This is a genomic window from Flavobacterium collinsii (genome assembly GCF_946903285.1).
In the GTDB taxonomy this organism is placed as follows: Bacteria; Bacteroidota; Bacteroidia; order Flavobacteriales; family Flavobacteriaceae; genus Flavobacterium; species Flavobacterium collinsii.
In genome coordinates this window covers 5,442,226-5,459,452 of record NZ_OX336425.1, presented here as the reverse complement: position 1 = coordinate 5,459,452, position 17,227 = coordinate 5,442,226, and the positions used below count along the sequence as shown (strand labels likewise).

Below are 17,227 nucleotides of genomic sequence, written 5' to 3'. Positions count from 1 at the left end.
GGGCTCGTACTTTTCTTTGCAGGCATGCTTAAAAGAATCCGAACAAAACGTTAAAAATCTCTTTGAGATTTTATTTTTACCTGTAATATTTGAAATTTGTAAAATTGCTTTATAGGCATTTTACAAATTTTTATTTTTTTTGAATTTAATACACCTATTATGAGAAACACTTTTATGATTTTGGTTTTATCGCTTTTGTTTGTAAGCTGTAAACAGGAAATTAAACCGACGGATATTGCAAAGCTGAATGGCTACTGGGAAATTGAAAAAGTGGTTTTTGATAAAGGTGAAGAGAAAGATTATGGAATGAATGAAAATTTCGATTTTTTTAATTTCAAAGGAACCAAAGGAACGCGAACAAAGGTTATGGCGCAGCTTGATGGAACTTTTCTAACAACTGATACTTTCGAGAATGTATCAATTCGATTTAAAGGAGATCAGGTTTTTCTGGATTATAAAACAGATTACGCAAAATGGAGCGAGGAATTGATTTCACTTTCGGATGAGAATTTTGTAGTGAAAAACGATCAGAATAAGGAATATCACTATAAAAAAACAGGACCGGTAAATTTATTAGACGATGGCAAAAAGACTAAATAATCAAAGTACGATTGGGGCTGTTTTGCAACAGATCATTCAGGTTAATAAATTACAGCCCGGAATGGATCAAATTGATGTAAAAGAAGCTTGGAGGCAGCTTATGGGAAATGGTGTGAATACCTATACCAAGAATGTTGTCTTAAAAGGTAGTACATTGTATGTAGAACTCGGATCGGCAGTTTTGCGGGAAGAGTTAAGTCACGGAAAATCTAAAATCGTTAAAATGATTAATGAAGAATTAGGTCGTGAAGTTGTGAAAGAGGTGGTTTTACGTTAATTTTCTTTAAGTATTTGAAAAAGAATCATGATTATAGTGAGATCCAGATTTAAATTCCTGCCAATTTTGTTAGTTTCGATGTTAAGTATTTTTCCATTTTTGGCGATTTATTTGTTTATTATTTCTCCAAATGAAAGCGTGGTTTTTCCTTTGGTAGTTTTTGTCATTGTTGCTTATTTTTGGTTTGCTTTAGTGAGAACCAGAATTCACAAAGTAATAGTTGAAAAAAATAGTATAACAGTTAAACGTTATTATGGATTAGGTAGATCTATAGTTTATAGCTTTAGTGAATTAGATGGTTTTGTAGTTTTATTCGAAAGTGGAAAATTGGGTATTTCGGAGTCTCTTTTTGTTCTTGAAAAAGGAAAAAGAGTTGTTTGTATTTGTAGTTATTATCTAACTAATTTTAATAGTTTAAAATTAGTTTTAAAAGAAAATTTGACTGATTTAGGAGAAATAAAGGGACATGATAATATTTCTGACTTTTTAAAAAAATCATAAAAAAAACCTGTTTGTCAAACAAACAGGTTTTTTTTATGTGTTTCTGTGACTAAAAACTGCCACTGAGACTGAAAGCTTATATTAGAATTGCTCTCTACCAGCAAAGTGGAATGCACCTTCAATAGCAGCATTTTCGTCGCTATCAGAACCGTGAACTGCATTTTCTCCAATAGAAGTAGCATATGCTTTACGAATAGTTCCTTCAGCAGCTTCAGCTGGATTTGTAGCTCCAATTAAAGTTCTGAAATCTTCTACTGCATTGTCTTTTTCTAAAATTGCAGCAACAATAGGTCCGCGAGACATGAATTCAACTAATTCTCCGTAGAAAGGTCTTTCTGCGTGAACTGCGTAGAATGCTTGAGCATCAGCTACAGTTAATTGAGTTAATTTTAATGAAACGATTTTGAAACCTCCATTAGTAATCATTGCTAAGATGTTTCCGATGTGTCCGTTTTGAACAGCATCCGGCTTAATCATTGTAAAAGTTCTATTAGTTGCCATTTTATTGCTTATTTTTAATTTTGTGCAAAAGTATACTTTTTTTATGAATTGATTTTAATAAATTCATAATTAAAACTGTAGGAAATGATGTTTTGGTAAACAAAAATGAAAAGTATTAAGACAGGTAGTAATGTAAGTTCTTTTTGTAATTGTGAAAAAAAAATAGAGACACGATGTTACATGTCTCTATTGGTAAGGATTTATGTTGTTTAGTTGATGGTTTTTTAAACTTTGAAGATCAGTTTGTTTTTGTAGAAAATCCACAATATAAAAGTCCAGATTCCAACATACACTAATGCTCCGGCCAAAGAAGCGGTCATTGGATTGTTGAAAAATGGTGCGATCCCAAAATGATACAAATAATTTAAAAGATTAATTTGTTCCTCGGGATGATCCGGATTTTTAAACTCAACCATTACTAAAGCCTGAGGGATAATTTGTGAGAAGAAAAACACTATCATCGGATTTACTCCCCAAATCAAAAACAATTTGAATCCTTTTTTGTATTCGGCAATATCAATTATGTAGTACAGGAAGGCCAAACACGTTGTTCCTAATCCTGTAGTGTATAAAACATAACTGCTGGTCCAGAGTGATTTGTTGATAGGGAAAACGATGTTCCAGAGTAAACCTACAATAATTAACGCAATACCTGCAATTGCCATTTTTGCAGCTCTTTGTTTTTTTGAAATTTCACGTTGTAATACCTGACCAATTAACAAACCGATGATTCCGTTTACGATTGATGGAATGGTACTTAAGACTCCTTCAGGATCCCAGGTTATGGTTCCGCGATACATATGTCCTTCAAGTAAAACGCCATCAAGCCATGAAGCTAAGTTGGTTTCTTTGTCTAAATTAGCTGCTCCAATTCCGGGAACAGGAAGTAATGTCATTATCGCCCAATAGCCTAACAATAAAACGATGCCGGTTATGACTTGCGTTTTTTGACTTGTTTTTAAGTACAATAAAGAAACCACAAAATAAACAATAGCAATGCGTTGTAAAACTCCGGGTAATCTCACATCATGATAAGCTTCGATACCGCTGTAAGCGAGAAACAGATAAATAAACAGAATTGAAAAGGCTAAAATGTTTTTAATTCTGGAGCTGAAATTACCCATTAAAGCATAGCCAACAGCAATAGTAATGATTAATCGTCCAATAAGAAGTGGGATTCCTTCAAGACCAAAAAGCTGTATTTTGCCAAAATAATTAAAGAAAATTCCAAGACAGAGCATGCGGAGTGAACGAACCAGAATTTTGTTGAAAGTGGTATTGTCCCAGGATTTGGTTGGCATAGCGAGGGGTATCGCAACGCCCATGATGAAAATAAAAAACGGAAAAACTAAGTCGGTTGGCGTACAGCCGTGCCATTCTGAGTGTAACAAAGGGGCGTAAACATGGCCCCAGTCTCCGGGATTGTTTACAATAGTCATTAATAAAATAGTCAATCCTCTAAAGACATCTAAAGATATCAGGCGCTCTCTGGTCATAATTTTGGTAAATAGGTTAATTTTTTTTAAAGGTTACTATTTGGTTTGAGAGGCAATAATTTCAGAAGAGGCGGTTATTTATTCTGATGACTATTACTTTTTTTGTTACAATTTAAAGCGGCTGCTTTTTTGCTGTTAAGCTTTAATTTTGAGACCGTTTTGTTTTTTATATCGTGATAATGTTAAAATTATTTTCTAAAGGTTTTAAGTTTTGCACCAAAAGCGGAATCAATTCTTCGCCTTTTTCGAGATAAAATTCTGAAAAATTCGTTTGACGTTCCTGTAAACTCTGATTTGGAAATAGCTCGAATTGTAAATCAACAACACGTTGTATTTTCGAATCCAGTTTTCGTTTTTGTGCCTTCAATAATCTTTTCTCAAGATTGTCTAAACCTTTTTTTTGTTTGACTTCCTGAGCTTTTACAGCTCCGCTAAAGGATTTATCAGTTTGTTGCGCTAATTCGTAAAGATATTCAAATTGTTTGACCAACGTTTCTTTTTGAGGTGTTAAATCAATCGGAAAAGTGGATAGTTTATGCGTAACGGCATTGACTAAATCAGCGGGCTGAGTAAATAGATCTTTCCACTGAAGTCCAAGCTGGTCAGCCTTTTTTGCTTGCTTTTCGGTACTTAAAAGTACTGAATTACGAACCAATAGTATTGGGAAAGTAATGTTTACAGCATCAAAAAAAGATTTTAGTTCGAGCCAATAAGCAATTTCTCCGCCTCCGCCGATGTAGCATAAGTTAGGCAAAATAATTTCCTGATATAACGGACGCATAATTACATTTGGACTGAATTTCTCCGGATTACTTTCCAATAGTTTAAGAATTTCTTCTTTTGAAAATGAAATTTTAGTGTGGTTGACAACATATCTGTCTTTCTCCAGAATAATTCGTTCGCGCAGTTTGTCTTCAATATAAAATAAATTGATTTCGCGTGGATTTACCTGAATCGTGTAATCGTTTAATTTTTCTATTGTTTCCTGAACAGCTTTGAAAGCTGTTTGCTGTTCCAGTTCTTCTTTGATGTAAGGAATGAAAGCGCGCTTTAAATCGGCAGCATCAGCATCTAAAATCACTAAGCCATAAGTGTCAAATAAACGATTTGCCAGAAAACGTGTCGCATCGGCAAGATTTTCATGTTTTAAATAAGCTTCTTCAAAGAGCTTTTTTAAGAAACCGGCGTTTGTACTCGAGCCTAGTTCTTTGGAATATATTTCTAAAAAATCGTTTAAACCTTCTGTAGAAAGTCTTCCAACAGGTCCTGTGCTCTCTCTATTCCATCGAAATTTCTTTCCTTTAAAATTAAAATAATTAATCTCTTCAAAATCGTGATCTTCCGTTGCCATCCAGTAAACAGGAACAAAATTATGAGTAGGGTATTTTGATTTTAATTCTGTGGTCAGATTGATTGTCGAAATGATTTTATATAAAAAATACAAAGGACCGCTAAATAAGTTTAACTGGTGTCCGGTTGTAATTGTAAAAGTATTTGAGAGCGCTAAGAGCTCAATATTCTCTTTTGTTGAATTTGAAATTTGAATGTTTTGATATTGCTTTTTTAGCGTCTCGACAAGAGGTATGCGGTTTGCATGATCAAAATTGGCTTGTTTTTCACTTATTTGCTTTTCAAAATTTTCAAGCGTAGGGAAGTGATTGTATAGGGATTGTAATTCGGTTTTTTGACTTAAATAGTCTTGTATCAATTTAGAGAAATATCCTGAGTTTTGGTAGCTGATACAGTCGGTGGGCATAATTTTAGATTTACTTTTGATAGCTGTAAATTTAATCAAAATATATACTTAAAAGATTTTTTAACTAATGCTTAAGATTTGATTTTTTAGTTTTTATTTAAAATCCTGTAATTCAGTGTTTTAGTTTTATGTTGATTCAAAAAGAGTAGGAAATTTTTTGTGAAGCAATAAAATGTTTGATTTGTTATTTCTGTTAAAAATTTAAGAGTAATATAAAAGTATTGCGCTTATGTTTGAGTTTTTAATAATGAAACTATATTTTTGTAGACAAATGTTTGTTGCGTAAAAATGAATTGATTCATTTTTCGCAATACTGTTTAAAAGAAAAACGATATCAGAGCCAAATGAAAAATAACCCTAAACAAAAGAACTCTTTAAAACATGTTCTTTTTGGTTCCTTGATTGGTACCACCATTGAATTTTTTGATTTTTATATTTATGCCAACGCTGCTGTGTTGGTTTTTCCTCAATTATTTTTCCCTGGTTCAGATTCGACTACAGCGACTCTTGAATCTTTAGCTACTTTTTCAATTGCCTTTTTATCACGCCCTTTAGGTTCGGCTTTTTTTGGGCACTATGGAGATAAAATTGGACGTAAATTTACTTTAGTAGCAGCTTTATTGACGATGGGTATTTCAACAGTTGCGATTGGATTTTTGCCGGGTTATGCCAGTATTGGCGTTGCCGCTCCTTTATTATTAATGCTGTGTCGATTTGGGCAAGGCGTAGGTTTAGGTGGTGAATGGGGTGGTGCTGTTTTACTGGCGATTGAAAATGCTCCACCTGATAAACGAGCCTGGTACGGGATGTTTCCGCAATTAGGTGCTCCCATTGGATTGTTGCTTTCGGGAGGAACTTTCTTAATTTTGACGGATACTATGACCAGCGAAAATTTTATGGATTACGGCTGGAGAATTCCGTTTATAGCAAGTTCGCTTTTAGTTGTTGTTGGATTTTATATTCGAACAAAAATTACAGAAACTCCTTCATTTGAAAATGCTAAAAAAGAACAGGAAGAAGTTAAAGTTCCTTTTTTGACTTTGATTAAATCGTATCGAAATCAATTAATTTTTGGAACATTGGCGGCTGTTACCACTTTTTTGGTTTTTTATCTGATGACTGTTTTTACCTTAAGCTGGATTACTTCAGATTTAGGGATTACCAAAAGAGATGCGTTATTGGTTCAGTTATTCTCTGTTTTGTTTTTTGCATTTCTTATTCCGGTTTCGGCAGTAGTGGCAGATAAGATTGGGCGACGTAAAATACTAATTATCGCTACGATTGCTATTGCAATTTTCGGATTTTCGTTTTCATATTTTCTGAGCGCTGCAAATATGGTTTTAATTACCACATTTGCCTGTATCGGAATGGCTCTAATGGGGTTTACTTATGGACCTTTGGGAACTTTTCTTTCGGAATTGTTTCCAACAAATGTTCGTTATTCGGGAGCATCTTTAACATTTAATCTGGCCGGAATTTTAGGAGCTGCATTTGCGCCAATGATTGCCATTTGGCTGGCCAGTACTTATGGTTTAAGTTATGTAGGATTTTATCTGACCGGAGCTGCGTTGATTTCGTTGGTTTCCTTTTTGATGGTTTCTAAGAAAGTGCATCAGTTTTAAGATTCAATTAAAATATAAAATTCTCTAAAGTGGCTATGATTTAAAATTATAGCCACTTTTTTTGCTAATTAGAAAAGTATTTAGATATTTGTCTAAATATATAAATAATGAATGATATTTTTAAAGCCCTTAACGATGCAACGCGAAGAGAAATTCTGGAGCTTCTAAAACATAAGGATTTGTCTGCCGGAGAAATTGCTGATGCTTTTAATATATCAAAACCCAGTATTTCGCATCATTTAGATATTTTAAAACGTGCCGATTTAATTACTTCTGAAAAAACAGGGCAATTTATCATCTATTCCATCAATACCACCATTATGGAAGATGTTTTGCAATGGATATTAACTTTTAAAAAATAAAAAATGAATTTAGAATTGAAAAAAGAGCTTCCAATTATTGGAATTGTAATGATTCCGTACGTATACTTAGCATTTATTTGGAACAGCCTTCCGGAAAGAGTTCCGATTCACTGGAACATGAATGGTCAAATTGACCGATGGGGCAGTAAACCTTTTTTGATTGTGTTAGTTTTTCTATTACCGGTTCTGACTTATGCGATAATGTCTTCAGCTGCACTACTTGATCCTAAAAAAAGACTTTCTTTAATGGGAAAGAAGTTTTATCAATTAAAGTTTTTTATGGTTCTGTTTATGTCTTTACTGGCTTTATTTCTTTTACATGTGACAAAAAATCAGTCTGTTTCAAACCCAAATTTGATTTATGTTTTGGCGGGAATTTTAATTATGGTTTTGGGAAACTATTTTAAAGTTATTCAGCCCAATTATTTTATTGGAATTCGCACACCATGGACCCTCGAGAGTCAGGAGGTTTGGAAGGCTACACATGCATTTGCAGGTAAACTTTGGTTTGTGGGTGGGATTATCATCATTTTCGGAGGATTGATTTTTTCAGGTTTTGTTTTCTCAAAGGCCTTTGTCACAATTGGGATTGTTTTAGCCTTCGTGCCGGTCGCGTATTCTTTTATCAAATTCAAACAATTGGAGAAAAAACAAGGGAAATTATAATTCTTAATCATCAACAATACAATCTCATTTATCTCAATAAAAATGATAAAAACAATACTTATTCTAATAGCAGCTTTAACTTCTTATATAATGACTGGACAAGAAGTTTCAGGTCAATGGAACGGATTTTTAAAAATACAGGGAACTCAACTTCGGGTTGTTTTTCATATTGCTAAAACAGAAACGGGATATATTTCTACAATGGATAGCCCGGATCAGGGAGCAATAGGAATTCCTGTTACAAAAACCTCTTTTGAGAATGCTGTTTTGAAATTAGAAATTGCGGCTATAAGAGGTTCTTATGAAGGAATTTTGAATAGTAATAATGTTATTGTGGGAAAGCTTACACAAGCAGGGCAATCAATTGACATTAACTTATCTAAAGAAACAACTCAGAAAGAAGTGTCTACGAGACCTCAGGAGCCTGTAAAACCATATCCATATTATACCGAAGAGGTGAAATTTAAAAATAAAGCAGCCAATGTAACTCTGGCAGGAACATTATCTCTGCCTAAAAAGGAAGGAAATTTTCCGGCAGTAATTCTAATTACAGGAAGTGGACCACAAAATAGAGATGTAGAAGGCTTAGGGCACAAAACATTCTTGGTATTATCGGATTATTTGACTAAAAAAGGAATTGCTGTTTTGCGTTTTGATGATCGTGGTGTTGGTGAATCTACCGGAGATTTTTCGAGTGCAATAACATTTGATTTTGCAAAAGATGTTCAGGCGGGAGTGGAGTATTTAAAGACAAGAAAAGAAATTAATAAAAGTAAAATTGGTTTGATAGGGCATAGTGAAGGCGGAATAATAGCTCCGATCGTTGCCGGAAACTCAAAAGATATTGATTTTATTATTTTATTAGCCGGTCCCGGACTTAACGGAGACAAGTTACTTTTACTGCAAAAAGAATTAATTGAGCGACAAAGCGGAATGCCTGAAGAACAAATTAAAAAAGGCCAGGAGATTTTTAGAGGTGCGTATGATATTTTATTAGCTTCTTCTGCTTTTGATGATACTATTAAAAATAAAATTACGAGTTATTTCAAATCAAAATATCCAGGTTCCGAAAATGAGGCTATGGCGAAATACTGTGCCGATTTTATAAATAATATTTGGTTTTATAATTTTATAAAGATGGATCCGGCTTCTTTTTTAGAAAAAGTAAAATGTCCAGTTTTAGCCCTTAATGGAGGCAAAGATTTACAGGTTCCGGCCGAAGTAAATTTAGAAGCTATAAAAAACAATTTAACAAAAGCAGGGAATAAAAAAGTGACTACTAAAATTTTGCCTGATATGAATCATTTGTTTCAGGAATGTAAAACCGGTTCGCCAAATGAATATGAGAAAATAGAACAAACATTTTCTCCCATTGCGTTAGACGAAATTTCTAGTTGGATTTTGTCGCAGGTAAAATAATGAGTCGTCCTAAAATAGGTTGACAAGTTTTACAATATTAATTAAAACCAGTAAAGTTCTCTTTGCTGGTTTTTTGATATACAAAATTAGGTGTTTTCATTTTCAAGCTTAAATGTGGTCTTTTTTGATCATAACATTCTACAGATTCTTTAATTAATTTACTTAACTCTACTGCTGATTTACATTTATAGATTAAAAATTCATTCTTTAAAATCCCATTGATTCTTTCTGCTAAAGCATTCTGATAACAGTCATATCCATCGGTCATTGATGGCTCAATATTATTCTTTTTTAATTCATTTTGATAAACTTGGGAACAATACTGAAGCCCTCTGTCTGAATGATGTATTAGCGCAAGTTTATTTTTTCTATTCTTAACCGCCATCTTCAAGGCTTTAACAACATTCTCCGCACTCATATCGTCACTTAAATGATATCCGACAATCTTCCTGCTAAAAACGTCTGTAACCAATGAGAGATAATGAGTTCTTTCATAAGATTTCACGTAAGTTATATCGCTAACAAAAACCTGTTCAGGCCTATATATATCAATATCTTTGAGAAGATTAGGATATTTATGAAGCCAGTGTTTAGAAAAAGTCGTTTTAATATAACTTTTTGCAGGCTTTATAAGCAACTGTTCTCTTTTTTGATACTTGAAAAATGCATCTCTTCCGATTTTGATTCCATTTTCAGCAAAACAATCCTCCAATAAAAAATAAAGTTTTCTTGTGCCTAATCTAGGCATTATTCTTCTTTGTTTTTCAACCAGTTCCCTAACTTTGAGCAATTGTTCTTCACGTATTAACAAGCGCGATTCATGCTGATAAATTGATTGTCGGCTTATCCCAAATAATCTACAGGCATAGGACATGCTTATTCCTTTTTCCTGCTGGATGCTTCTGATGGTTTGGGAGAAAACTTTTTTCTGATTTGAGTTCCATATTGACTGTCAGAAATATCAATCATAGTATTAAGAACCATGTTTTTCAGTTTTTCATCTGCCAGTTCTTTTTCTAATCTTTTGATAATCTGTGCCGGAGTTTCTTTTGATTTTGACATAAAAAGAAGATTAGGTTTACTCCAGTCTAAGTTACCAAATTTTCGCAACCAAACCAAAACAGTACTTCTTCCTTGTATGCCGTATTTCTTTTGTGCCTGCTTATAAGTAAGTTCGCCTTTTTCTACCTGAGAAATAACGGATAATTTAAAGCCTATGTTGTAATCTCTCTGACTGCGTCGCTCTTTTTTAAATTCTGGATTATTCATAAATAAGTCAATTTTATGTCAACTTATTTCAGGACGAGACATAATTATAATATAGAAAAGCCCTTTCACTGAAGGGCTTTTCTATTTATCGTTTCAGACTAAAATGTCCTCTGACTTCTTTTCCATTTATTCTTGTAACAGTGAACCAATAATCTGAAGACGGTTCCTGTTGTCCAAGATAAGTCCCATCCCAGGGAGTGTCAGGGTGTAATTCTTTGATAAATTTTCCGTAGCGGTCAAAAATTCTAATTCCGGTATTTGGAGCTAAATAGATAAAATCAATAGTCCATGTATCATTATAACCATCATTATTTGGGGTAAAGAATTTAGGATAAGGAAGTTCATCTACAAAATAGATACATTCTCCTATTGTCGCTCCAAGAATATTGATTGTAACAGGGATTTTGTCACTCTCGCAACCGCCAAAAGCCTGAGAAGCATAATACGTGATTCCGTCTACAAGTTCAGTTATTTCAGATAACCCTATAGTAGATGAAGCAGTTTCGTACCACTTAATACTTTGCCCTGTTATTTTAATATTTCTAATTCTTGCATTTTTTTGAATACAGAATTGTTGAGGAGAATCGGCATTAGGTATAGGTGTATTTTGAACTTTTACTGGTACAGGAAATCTTAGACTTTCGCAATTGTTTAATGTTTGTGTAGCGTAATAAGTTTTGTTTTCTAATAAAGTTGTTTCCGGTAAAGTGTTTCCGTTTGCCGGTGCATCATACCATTTTATATTTTGTCCTGTGATCGTAATTGAATTTAATGTGGCATTTTGTTCAATACAGAATATTTGGGGACTGGATAGGGTTGGATTTTGAGTGAAATTTGTAAAGGGAATTATGGTAACCGTGGTTGCATTTGAAGTACAGCCCTTATCATTTTTTACCTTAATAAAATAAGTTTCGGGAGCGAGATTTGATTTCATTGCAGTTGTAGTCCAGCTAACACCATTATCGAAGCTATATTCAGATGCAGCGTCGGTAATTGTAATAGTACCATTAGGATTATTGCAATCGGGCTGGATAGTTGTAAATGCAGGATCGTTTGGATAATCTGTTGGACGGTTAATGGTTGCAGATATTGGAGCAGACTCACAGCCGGCACTATTTTTAACACGAACCATATAGGTTCCGTCGATTAGATCTCCTGAATTTGGATTGGCTGAATAATTTTGACCATTGTCAAAACTATATTGATCAGCAGTGTTTGTAATTAAAATTGAGCCCAATGGATTGCTGCAAGTGGTAGGTTGAGTAATAGTAAAAATTGGAGTTGCGGGAGCATTTGGACCTGCATTGATGGTTGCTTTATACGAAGTAGATTCGCAGCCATTTGTGTATTTTATTCGAATAAAATAACTTGCGGGAGATAAACTGGCAGTATTGCTGGTGTTCCAGGTAAGGCCATCATCAAAGCTATACAGATTTGCAACCGTTGAAACCATAATAGTACCTGTAGGATTACAGCCAATTGGGTTTGTGACTACAACTTGTGGTGCAGCAGGAATTGCAGGCGCATCTTGTATGGTAATGGTAGCGGCAAGAGAAATACAGCCTGAATTATATTTAACAATCAAATTATAGGTTCCTGCAGACAGATTAGATTTTGTATTGGAGGTCCCAAACGTAATTCCGTTATCAAAACTATAAAAATCGGCTACGGTATTAATTGAAATCGATCCTGTAAAATTGGTGCAAGTAGGTTGAACTGCTGTAAAAGCAGGAGCAGTAAGCGGCAATAATGGTGAGATCGTGACCGGAGCAGCATCTGAAATACAACCTGCTGAATTTTTAATTTTAATGAAATAAATACCCGGAGTAAGATCTGTTTTTGTATTAGAAAAAACATAGGTTAATCCGTTGTCAAAGCTATAAGTAGCGGCATTTGTTGTAATGGTAATAGAGCCTTTTGATGAGCTGCAGTTTGGCTGTGTAGTAGTAAATACAGGAGCAGCAATTGCAGGCCCGGCACTCAAATTAACAACAGCGGTCGATGATTCGCAGCTATATGAATTTGTTTTGATTTTAATAATATAGGTGCCAGCTCCCACATTTATTTTCGTAGGACTTGTTGTCCAACTGTTTCCATCATTGAAACTATAACTTAGAGCAGGTGTAGTTATGGTGATACTGCCATCAGTAGCATCGCAGGAAGAAGGTTGAACTTTGGTTACAACAGGTGCCGCAGGAATTGCAGGAGGTGTATTTATATAGATATAACTGCCGGAAGAGGTACAGCCCAGAGTGTTTTTTATTAATACATTGTAGGAGCCGCTTGCTAAATTTTTCTGTACAGGATTTGTAGTCCAGGTTATTCCTCCATCAAAGCTATATTGGTCTGCAGTAGTATTTACTATTATAGTTCCTGTAGTAGTACTACAGGTGGGTTGAATAGCGGATGCATTTGGTGAGGATAGATAATATTTGTTTATGTAGACATATTGTGAATTTGATTTACAGCCTTTTGCATTTTTAACAAGAATATTATACGACGAACTTGCAGGATTTAATAAAATTGGATTTGTAGTCCAAGTGTTGCCTCCATCAAAACTATAATTATCAGCAGGAGTTGTAACGGTAATGCTTCCTCCATTTCCGCAGCTTGGTTGTACTACTTTTATATTGGGATTAGGAAGATAATAAGGATTAATACTTATTGATAAACCATAAGATTTACAACCCGCTGTATTTTTTATCATGATGTTGTAATAACCAGAAGAAAGTCCTGAAAGAACTGGGTTAGTTGTCCAGGTGTTACCATTATCAAAACTATAAGAACTTGCAACTGTTGCAATAGTAATACTTCCATCAATGCCGCACGTTGGCTGAATTAATGTAAAATCTGGATTGGGTAAATAATATTGCTGCAGGCTGGCATATACACCGTAAGGGGAAGATGTACATCCGATAGCATTTTTTACTAATAAATAATAAGTGTTTGGACTTAGATTAGTAAATACAGGACTAGTACTCCAGTTTCTCCCCGCATCTATACTGTATTGTGCTTCAGTTGAAGTAAAGGTTATGCTTCCTCCAACTCCACAAGTAGACTGTGTTGTTTTAAAGGTGGGAGCCGGGAGATAAAACTCTTGAAGCGATATCGCGTTTGAGTTAGAAATACAACCTAGGGCATTTTTAATTGTTGGGTAATAATACCCTGCTGGAAGGTCTGAAAAAACAGGATTTGTCCCCCAATTTACCCCGTCAATACTATAAAAGCTGGCAGTCGTATTAATTTTAATACTGCCCTTAGTACCGCATCCTGGCTGCGCGATGGTTAAATTAGGTTGTCCCAGCTTAGAGGCATCCAAATAAATGTAAATGGAATTGGATGTACAGTTATTCTTTTTTATAATTAAATTGTAAGACCCCTGGCTTAAATTGTTAAAAATATTATTTGTACTCCAGTTTGCACCACCATCGATACTATAGTAATCCGCAGTGGTGTTGAATGTAATATTACCAATATTTCCACAACTTGGATTCGTAACGATAATATCCGGATCAGGAAGTTTTGGGTTGTTAATCGAAACACCTACGGAGTTAGAAACACACCCTAAACTGTTTTTTATTGTAATGTTGTAAAACTTATAAGAATTAAGATTTGATAAGGAAGAAGAAGTTCCCCAGGTATACCCTCCATCAAAACTATAGAAACTGGCAGCTGTATTTATTGTAATGCTGCCCGACGAGGTGCAAGTAGGTTGAACAACAGTATAATCAGGTAGGTCTATATTGGGATTATTTAAATAAACGCCGGTTGAATATGAGGTACATCCAAGATTATTTTTTGTAATTACAGTATAACTACCCGGAGGTAATGACTTAGAATTAAGTGTTGTCCAGGTTACGCCATTGTCAAAACTATAAAAATCGGATAATGAGTTTACAGTAATTTTTCCGTTTACACCACAAGTTGGGTGTTCTATGGAAATAATTGGTGAACTTAGATAAGGCTGATTTAAAGAAACATAACCAGCAGAGCTGATACATCCCGCACTGTTTTTTATTTTTATTTGATAGTTTCCAAAAGGTAAAATTTTAACATTATTACTAGTCCAGGTTACTCCATTATCAAAACTGTACGAATCTGCTGGTGTAGTAATAGTAATACTACCGTCTACTCCGCAAGTAGGTTGTTCAGTTGTATATTGAGGATAGGAATCTTTAAAATCATTTAAATAAGCATAAGTGTAATTGGAAGTACAGCCTAAGGCATTTTTAATTCCTAAAGAATAGCTTCCCGCATTTAAATTACTCATTGTATTATTGGTAACCCATGTACTTCCTCCATCGAAAGTGTAAAAATCAGAAAGAGTATTGATGGTAATGCTTCCTTTTGTACTACAAGCGGGTAATACGATTGTATAAGTCGGAGTTTCGAGCGTATTACTACTGATAAGTACATTGTTTGCCGACGAAATACAACCTTGTAAATCTTTGGTCCGAATTTTATAATTTGCCGGTGAAAGATTGTTAGCAGTAGAATTATTTACCCAAGTTACACCATCGTCAAAGCTATAGTATGCAGCAGGAGTTGTAATGGTAATACTTCCTTTATCTCCACAAAATAAAGGATTGATATAAGTGTAATTTGGATACAGAGTAGAAGCAGCTGTAATAATTACACTTTGAGAATAGGAAGTACATCCATTTACGGTCTTTATTTTTACTAAATAGGTTCCGGGATATAAATTACTCTTCGTATTGCTTGCGCCCCAGGTTACGCCATCATCAAAACTATATTGTGATGCTGTCGAAGTTACCTTTATTGTTCCTGTAGTAGAAAAACAAGAGGGTTGCGTAATCTGTAAAGTAGGAGAAACGGCGGTTTGACTTGGTTCTATAGTAACATTGGCATTGCTGGAGCATCCAAAAGAATCTGTAACAGTAACAGAGTAATTTCCTAACGAAGTTACTGTAATGCTTTGTGTAGTTTCACCAGTATTCCATAAATACGAAGCCCCAGGAGAAGCAGTTAATACAGTGCTTCCAGAGCAAACATTTAAGATACCTGTAATATTTGCTGTGGGATTTCTTATCTCTAAATTGGCAGAAATTATTTTGTAGCAAGTGGCATCCTTGCTCACTCTAACAAAAATAGAAGCACTTGAACTTGGATAACTTGTAAAATTGGTAATGGCATTCAAATTGGACTCTGCCTCATTGTAATTTTTGAAATAACTAAAATTTAAACCCACCGTAGAAGGAACTATTAAAGAATTCAATGTAGATAAATCAAAATTTTCACTTCCATCACGGTTTGCGTCACATTGAGATATTTTGGCAGTCGCAACATTAATGTTACAACTTGAAGAACAATTTAAAAAAGAAATATCCCAGCCAGGATTTGCATCAGGATCTATAGCAGAATCAAATGTGGTTCCTGAGCAAGAAGTTCCGGAAATATCATAATCTATTTGTACACCTACATTATAATTAGCATTTGTAATATTTGGAAGATCATTACTTTTTAATGTGAAACAAAATGTTTTATTTGTTGTATCAAGGCTTGAAGTAGTTGATGTGTTATAAACTGACACATTGTTGCTGTTGTAAACATTTAAAGTGATCTTTTTTACTGAGGCAGAAATTCCTCCGGAATTAGGAATAGTATAATTACCGCATACTGAAATTGGTAAATTTGGGCAAACTTTATTCAAAGGATCAAGTTCTATAGAGCCTTGTAAGTTTTCGGTGGATTGTAAGATACAAACATCATCAAGATACATATATCCGAAATGTCCTCCCAATCCACATCTTGAAGCCATAAACTCAACGGTAAATTCTTCGTAATTAGGAATTGATGAGATGTCCAGTACTCCTGATTGCCAATTGGGCGTGTATAAAGTAACATAACCGTAACTTTGACTTGGAACCTTACTGAAAATGCAATTTTTTTCATCTCCCACCAGACAAAATTCACTTACAACAGTCTTATTTTTATCTAAAATTCGAGCTTTTACAAAAGCCTGATTATCAGTATGGCTATTGTCGTACACACTTTGTAATACCGCTTTGTAGTTAAATTTAAGATAATTTTCATTGTTTGTTTTAAACCTTTTACCTTGAACAATAGAACCATAGGTAGAGGAGTTCTCATGATTAATTTTAAGAGTATATTGATCAAATGCTTTAATGTCTCCTATATAGGGGTCAACCAAATTGGCAGAAACACTGGTCGCCATAATGTTCATGTTATTAGGATTATAGCGATTGATGTATGAATCGGCAGTATTGGTAATCGATCGGCATTGCGTTGGACCGGGAGGATCACCTATTGTATAAAGAAAATTCTTAAGATAACTGCTTCCGTTTATAGTTTCATATTGCTCAAAACCTCCATTTGTACATATCTCTACTCCCTGAAGAGTAGCGACTGTTTTTGAAGTCAAATTTCCCTCTTTCGAATTCAAAATTACTTTTTTTAAATTTAGGACTTCAGCTTCCCTCTTTGCCTCCCTAATTTTCAAAAATTGTTTTTGCTCTTCTAAATTTTGAATGAGATGACCATGTTTATTTTCTAATAAAATACTATTAGACGAATTCGGATTAATTTCTTGTGCTAAAACACAAGAATATTTGATAAAAACAATAAATAGGAGTAAAGTTCTTAGCTTCATTTAAAGAAAGTTTGTAGGCAAATATAGCCAAAAAATGATGCTGTAAATCATGAATTACAAATGTTTACAAGTTTTATTTCAATAAATAAAAACTTAAATATTTGATCACGTTAACCAAATAATTAGA

General features: G+C 34.2%; 12 protein-coding genes. 7 read left to right on the top strand and 5 right to left on the bottom strand.

What is annotated here, in order from left to right; genetic code table 11:
- Positions 1–159: 159 nt before the first annotated feature.
- The 3 genes from OGZ34_RS21895 to OGZ34_RS21885 all read left to right on the top strand — a co-directional run bounded on the left by OGZ34_RS21895 (position 160) and on the right by OGZ34_RS21885 (position 1,378).
- Positions 160–600: a hypothetical protein gene (locus tag OGZ34_RS21895; RefSeq protein ID WP_173966108.1), complete on the top strand. Its 441-nt coding sequence runs from the start codon at positions 160–162 to the stop codon at positions 598–600.
- Complete coding sequence (locus OGZ34_RS21890) at positions 581–877, top strand: DUF721 domain-containing protein (protein WP_173966107.1); 297 nt, start codon at positions 581–583, stop codon at positions 875–877. The genes OGZ34_RS21895 and OGZ34_RS21890 overlap by 20 nt, the downstream gene beginning before the upstream one ends.
- Before the next feature lie 78 nt (positions 878–955).
- Positions 956–1,378, top strand: a complete 423-nt coding sequence (locus OGZ34_RS21885; RefSeq protein ID WP_263361740.1) for a hypothetical protein — start codon at positions 956–958, stop codon at positions 1,376–1,378.
- Positions 1,379–1,459: 81 nt separating this feature from the next.
- Here the strand turns inward: OGZ34_RS21885 and OGZ34_RS21880 are convergent, their stop codons facing one another.
- From OGZ34_RS21880 to bshC, 3 genes are all read right to left on the bottom strand, one after another.
- Positions 1,460–1,879, bottom strand: a complete 420-nt coding sequence (locus tag OGZ34_RS21880) for a nucleoside-diphosphate kinase (RefSeq protein ID WP_017495185.1) — start codon at positions 1,877–1,879, stop codon at positions 1,460–1,462.
- Between the two features lie 224 nt (positions 1,880–2,103).
- Entirely contained in the window at positions 2,104–3,375 is a 1,272-nt protein-coding gene (locus OGZ34_RS21875) for an acyltransferase family protein (RefSeq protein ID WP_263361739.1), read from the bottom strand.
- A 166-nt stretch (positions 3,376–3,541) separates the two neighbouring features.
- The gene (bshC, locus tag OGZ34_RS21870) at positions 3,542–5,131 is read right to left on the bottom strand and encodes a bacillithiol biosynthesis cysteine-adding enzyme BshC (protein WP_263361738.1); all 1,590 of its coding nucleotides are present in this window, start codon (positions 5,129–5,131) and stop codon (positions 3,542–3,544) included.
- 344 nt (positions 5,132–5,475) lie between these two features.
- On the opposite strand from bshC, the gene OGZ34_RS21865 reads away from it, so the two are divergent.
- The 4 genes from OGZ34_RS21865 to OGZ34_RS21850 all read left to right on the top strand — a co-directional run bounded on the left by OGZ34_RS21865 (position 5,476) and on the right by OGZ34_RS21850 (position 9,200).
- On the top strand, positions 5,476–6,753 hold the full coding sequence (locus tag OGZ34_RS21865) for an MFS transporter (protein WP_263361737.1): 1,278 nt from the start codon (positions 5,476–5,478) through the stop codon (positions 6,751–6,753).
- Between the two features lie 107 nt (positions 6,754–6,860).
- A complete protein-coding gene (locus OGZ34_RS21860; protein WP_263361736.1) occupies positions 6,861–7,115 on the top strand; it encodes an autorepressor SdpR family transcription factor in 255 nt (84 codons plus the stop codon).
- Between the two features lie 3 nt (positions 7,116–7,118).
- Complete coding sequence (locus tag OGZ34_RS21855) at positions 7,119–7,781, top strand: SdpI family protein (protein ID WP_263361735.1); 663 nt, start codon at positions 7,119–7,121, stop codon at positions 7,779–7,781.
- 42 nt (positions 7,782–7,823) lie between these two features.
- Complete coding sequence (locus OGZ34_RS21850; RefSeq protein ID WP_263361734.1) at positions 7,824–9,200, top strand: alpha/beta hydrolase family protein; 1,377 nt, start codon at positions 7,824–7,826, stop codon at positions 9,198–9,200.
- Positions 9,201–9,237: 37 nt separating this feature from the next.
- On the opposite strand, the gene OGZ34_RS21845 is transcribed toward OGZ34_RS21850, so the two are convergent.
- Both OGZ34_RS21845 and OGZ34_RS21840 read right to left on the bottom strand, forming a co-directional pair.
- A protein-coding gene (locus OGZ34_RS21845; protein WP_263361733.1) for an IS3 family transposase occupies positions 9,238–10,469 on the bottom strand; the annotation gives its coding sequence in 2 pieces (ribosomal slippage) (positions 9,238–10,121 and positions 10,121–10,469; 1,233 coding nt in all).
- A gap of 85 nt (positions 10,470–10,554) precedes the next feature.
- A complete protein-coding gene (locus OGZ34_RS21840) occupies positions 10,555–17,100 on the bottom strand; it encodes a T9SS type B sorting domain-containing protein (RefSeq protein ID WP_263361732.1) in 6,546 nt (2,181 codons plus the stop codon).
- Positions 17,101–17,227 lie beyond the last annotated feature (127 nt).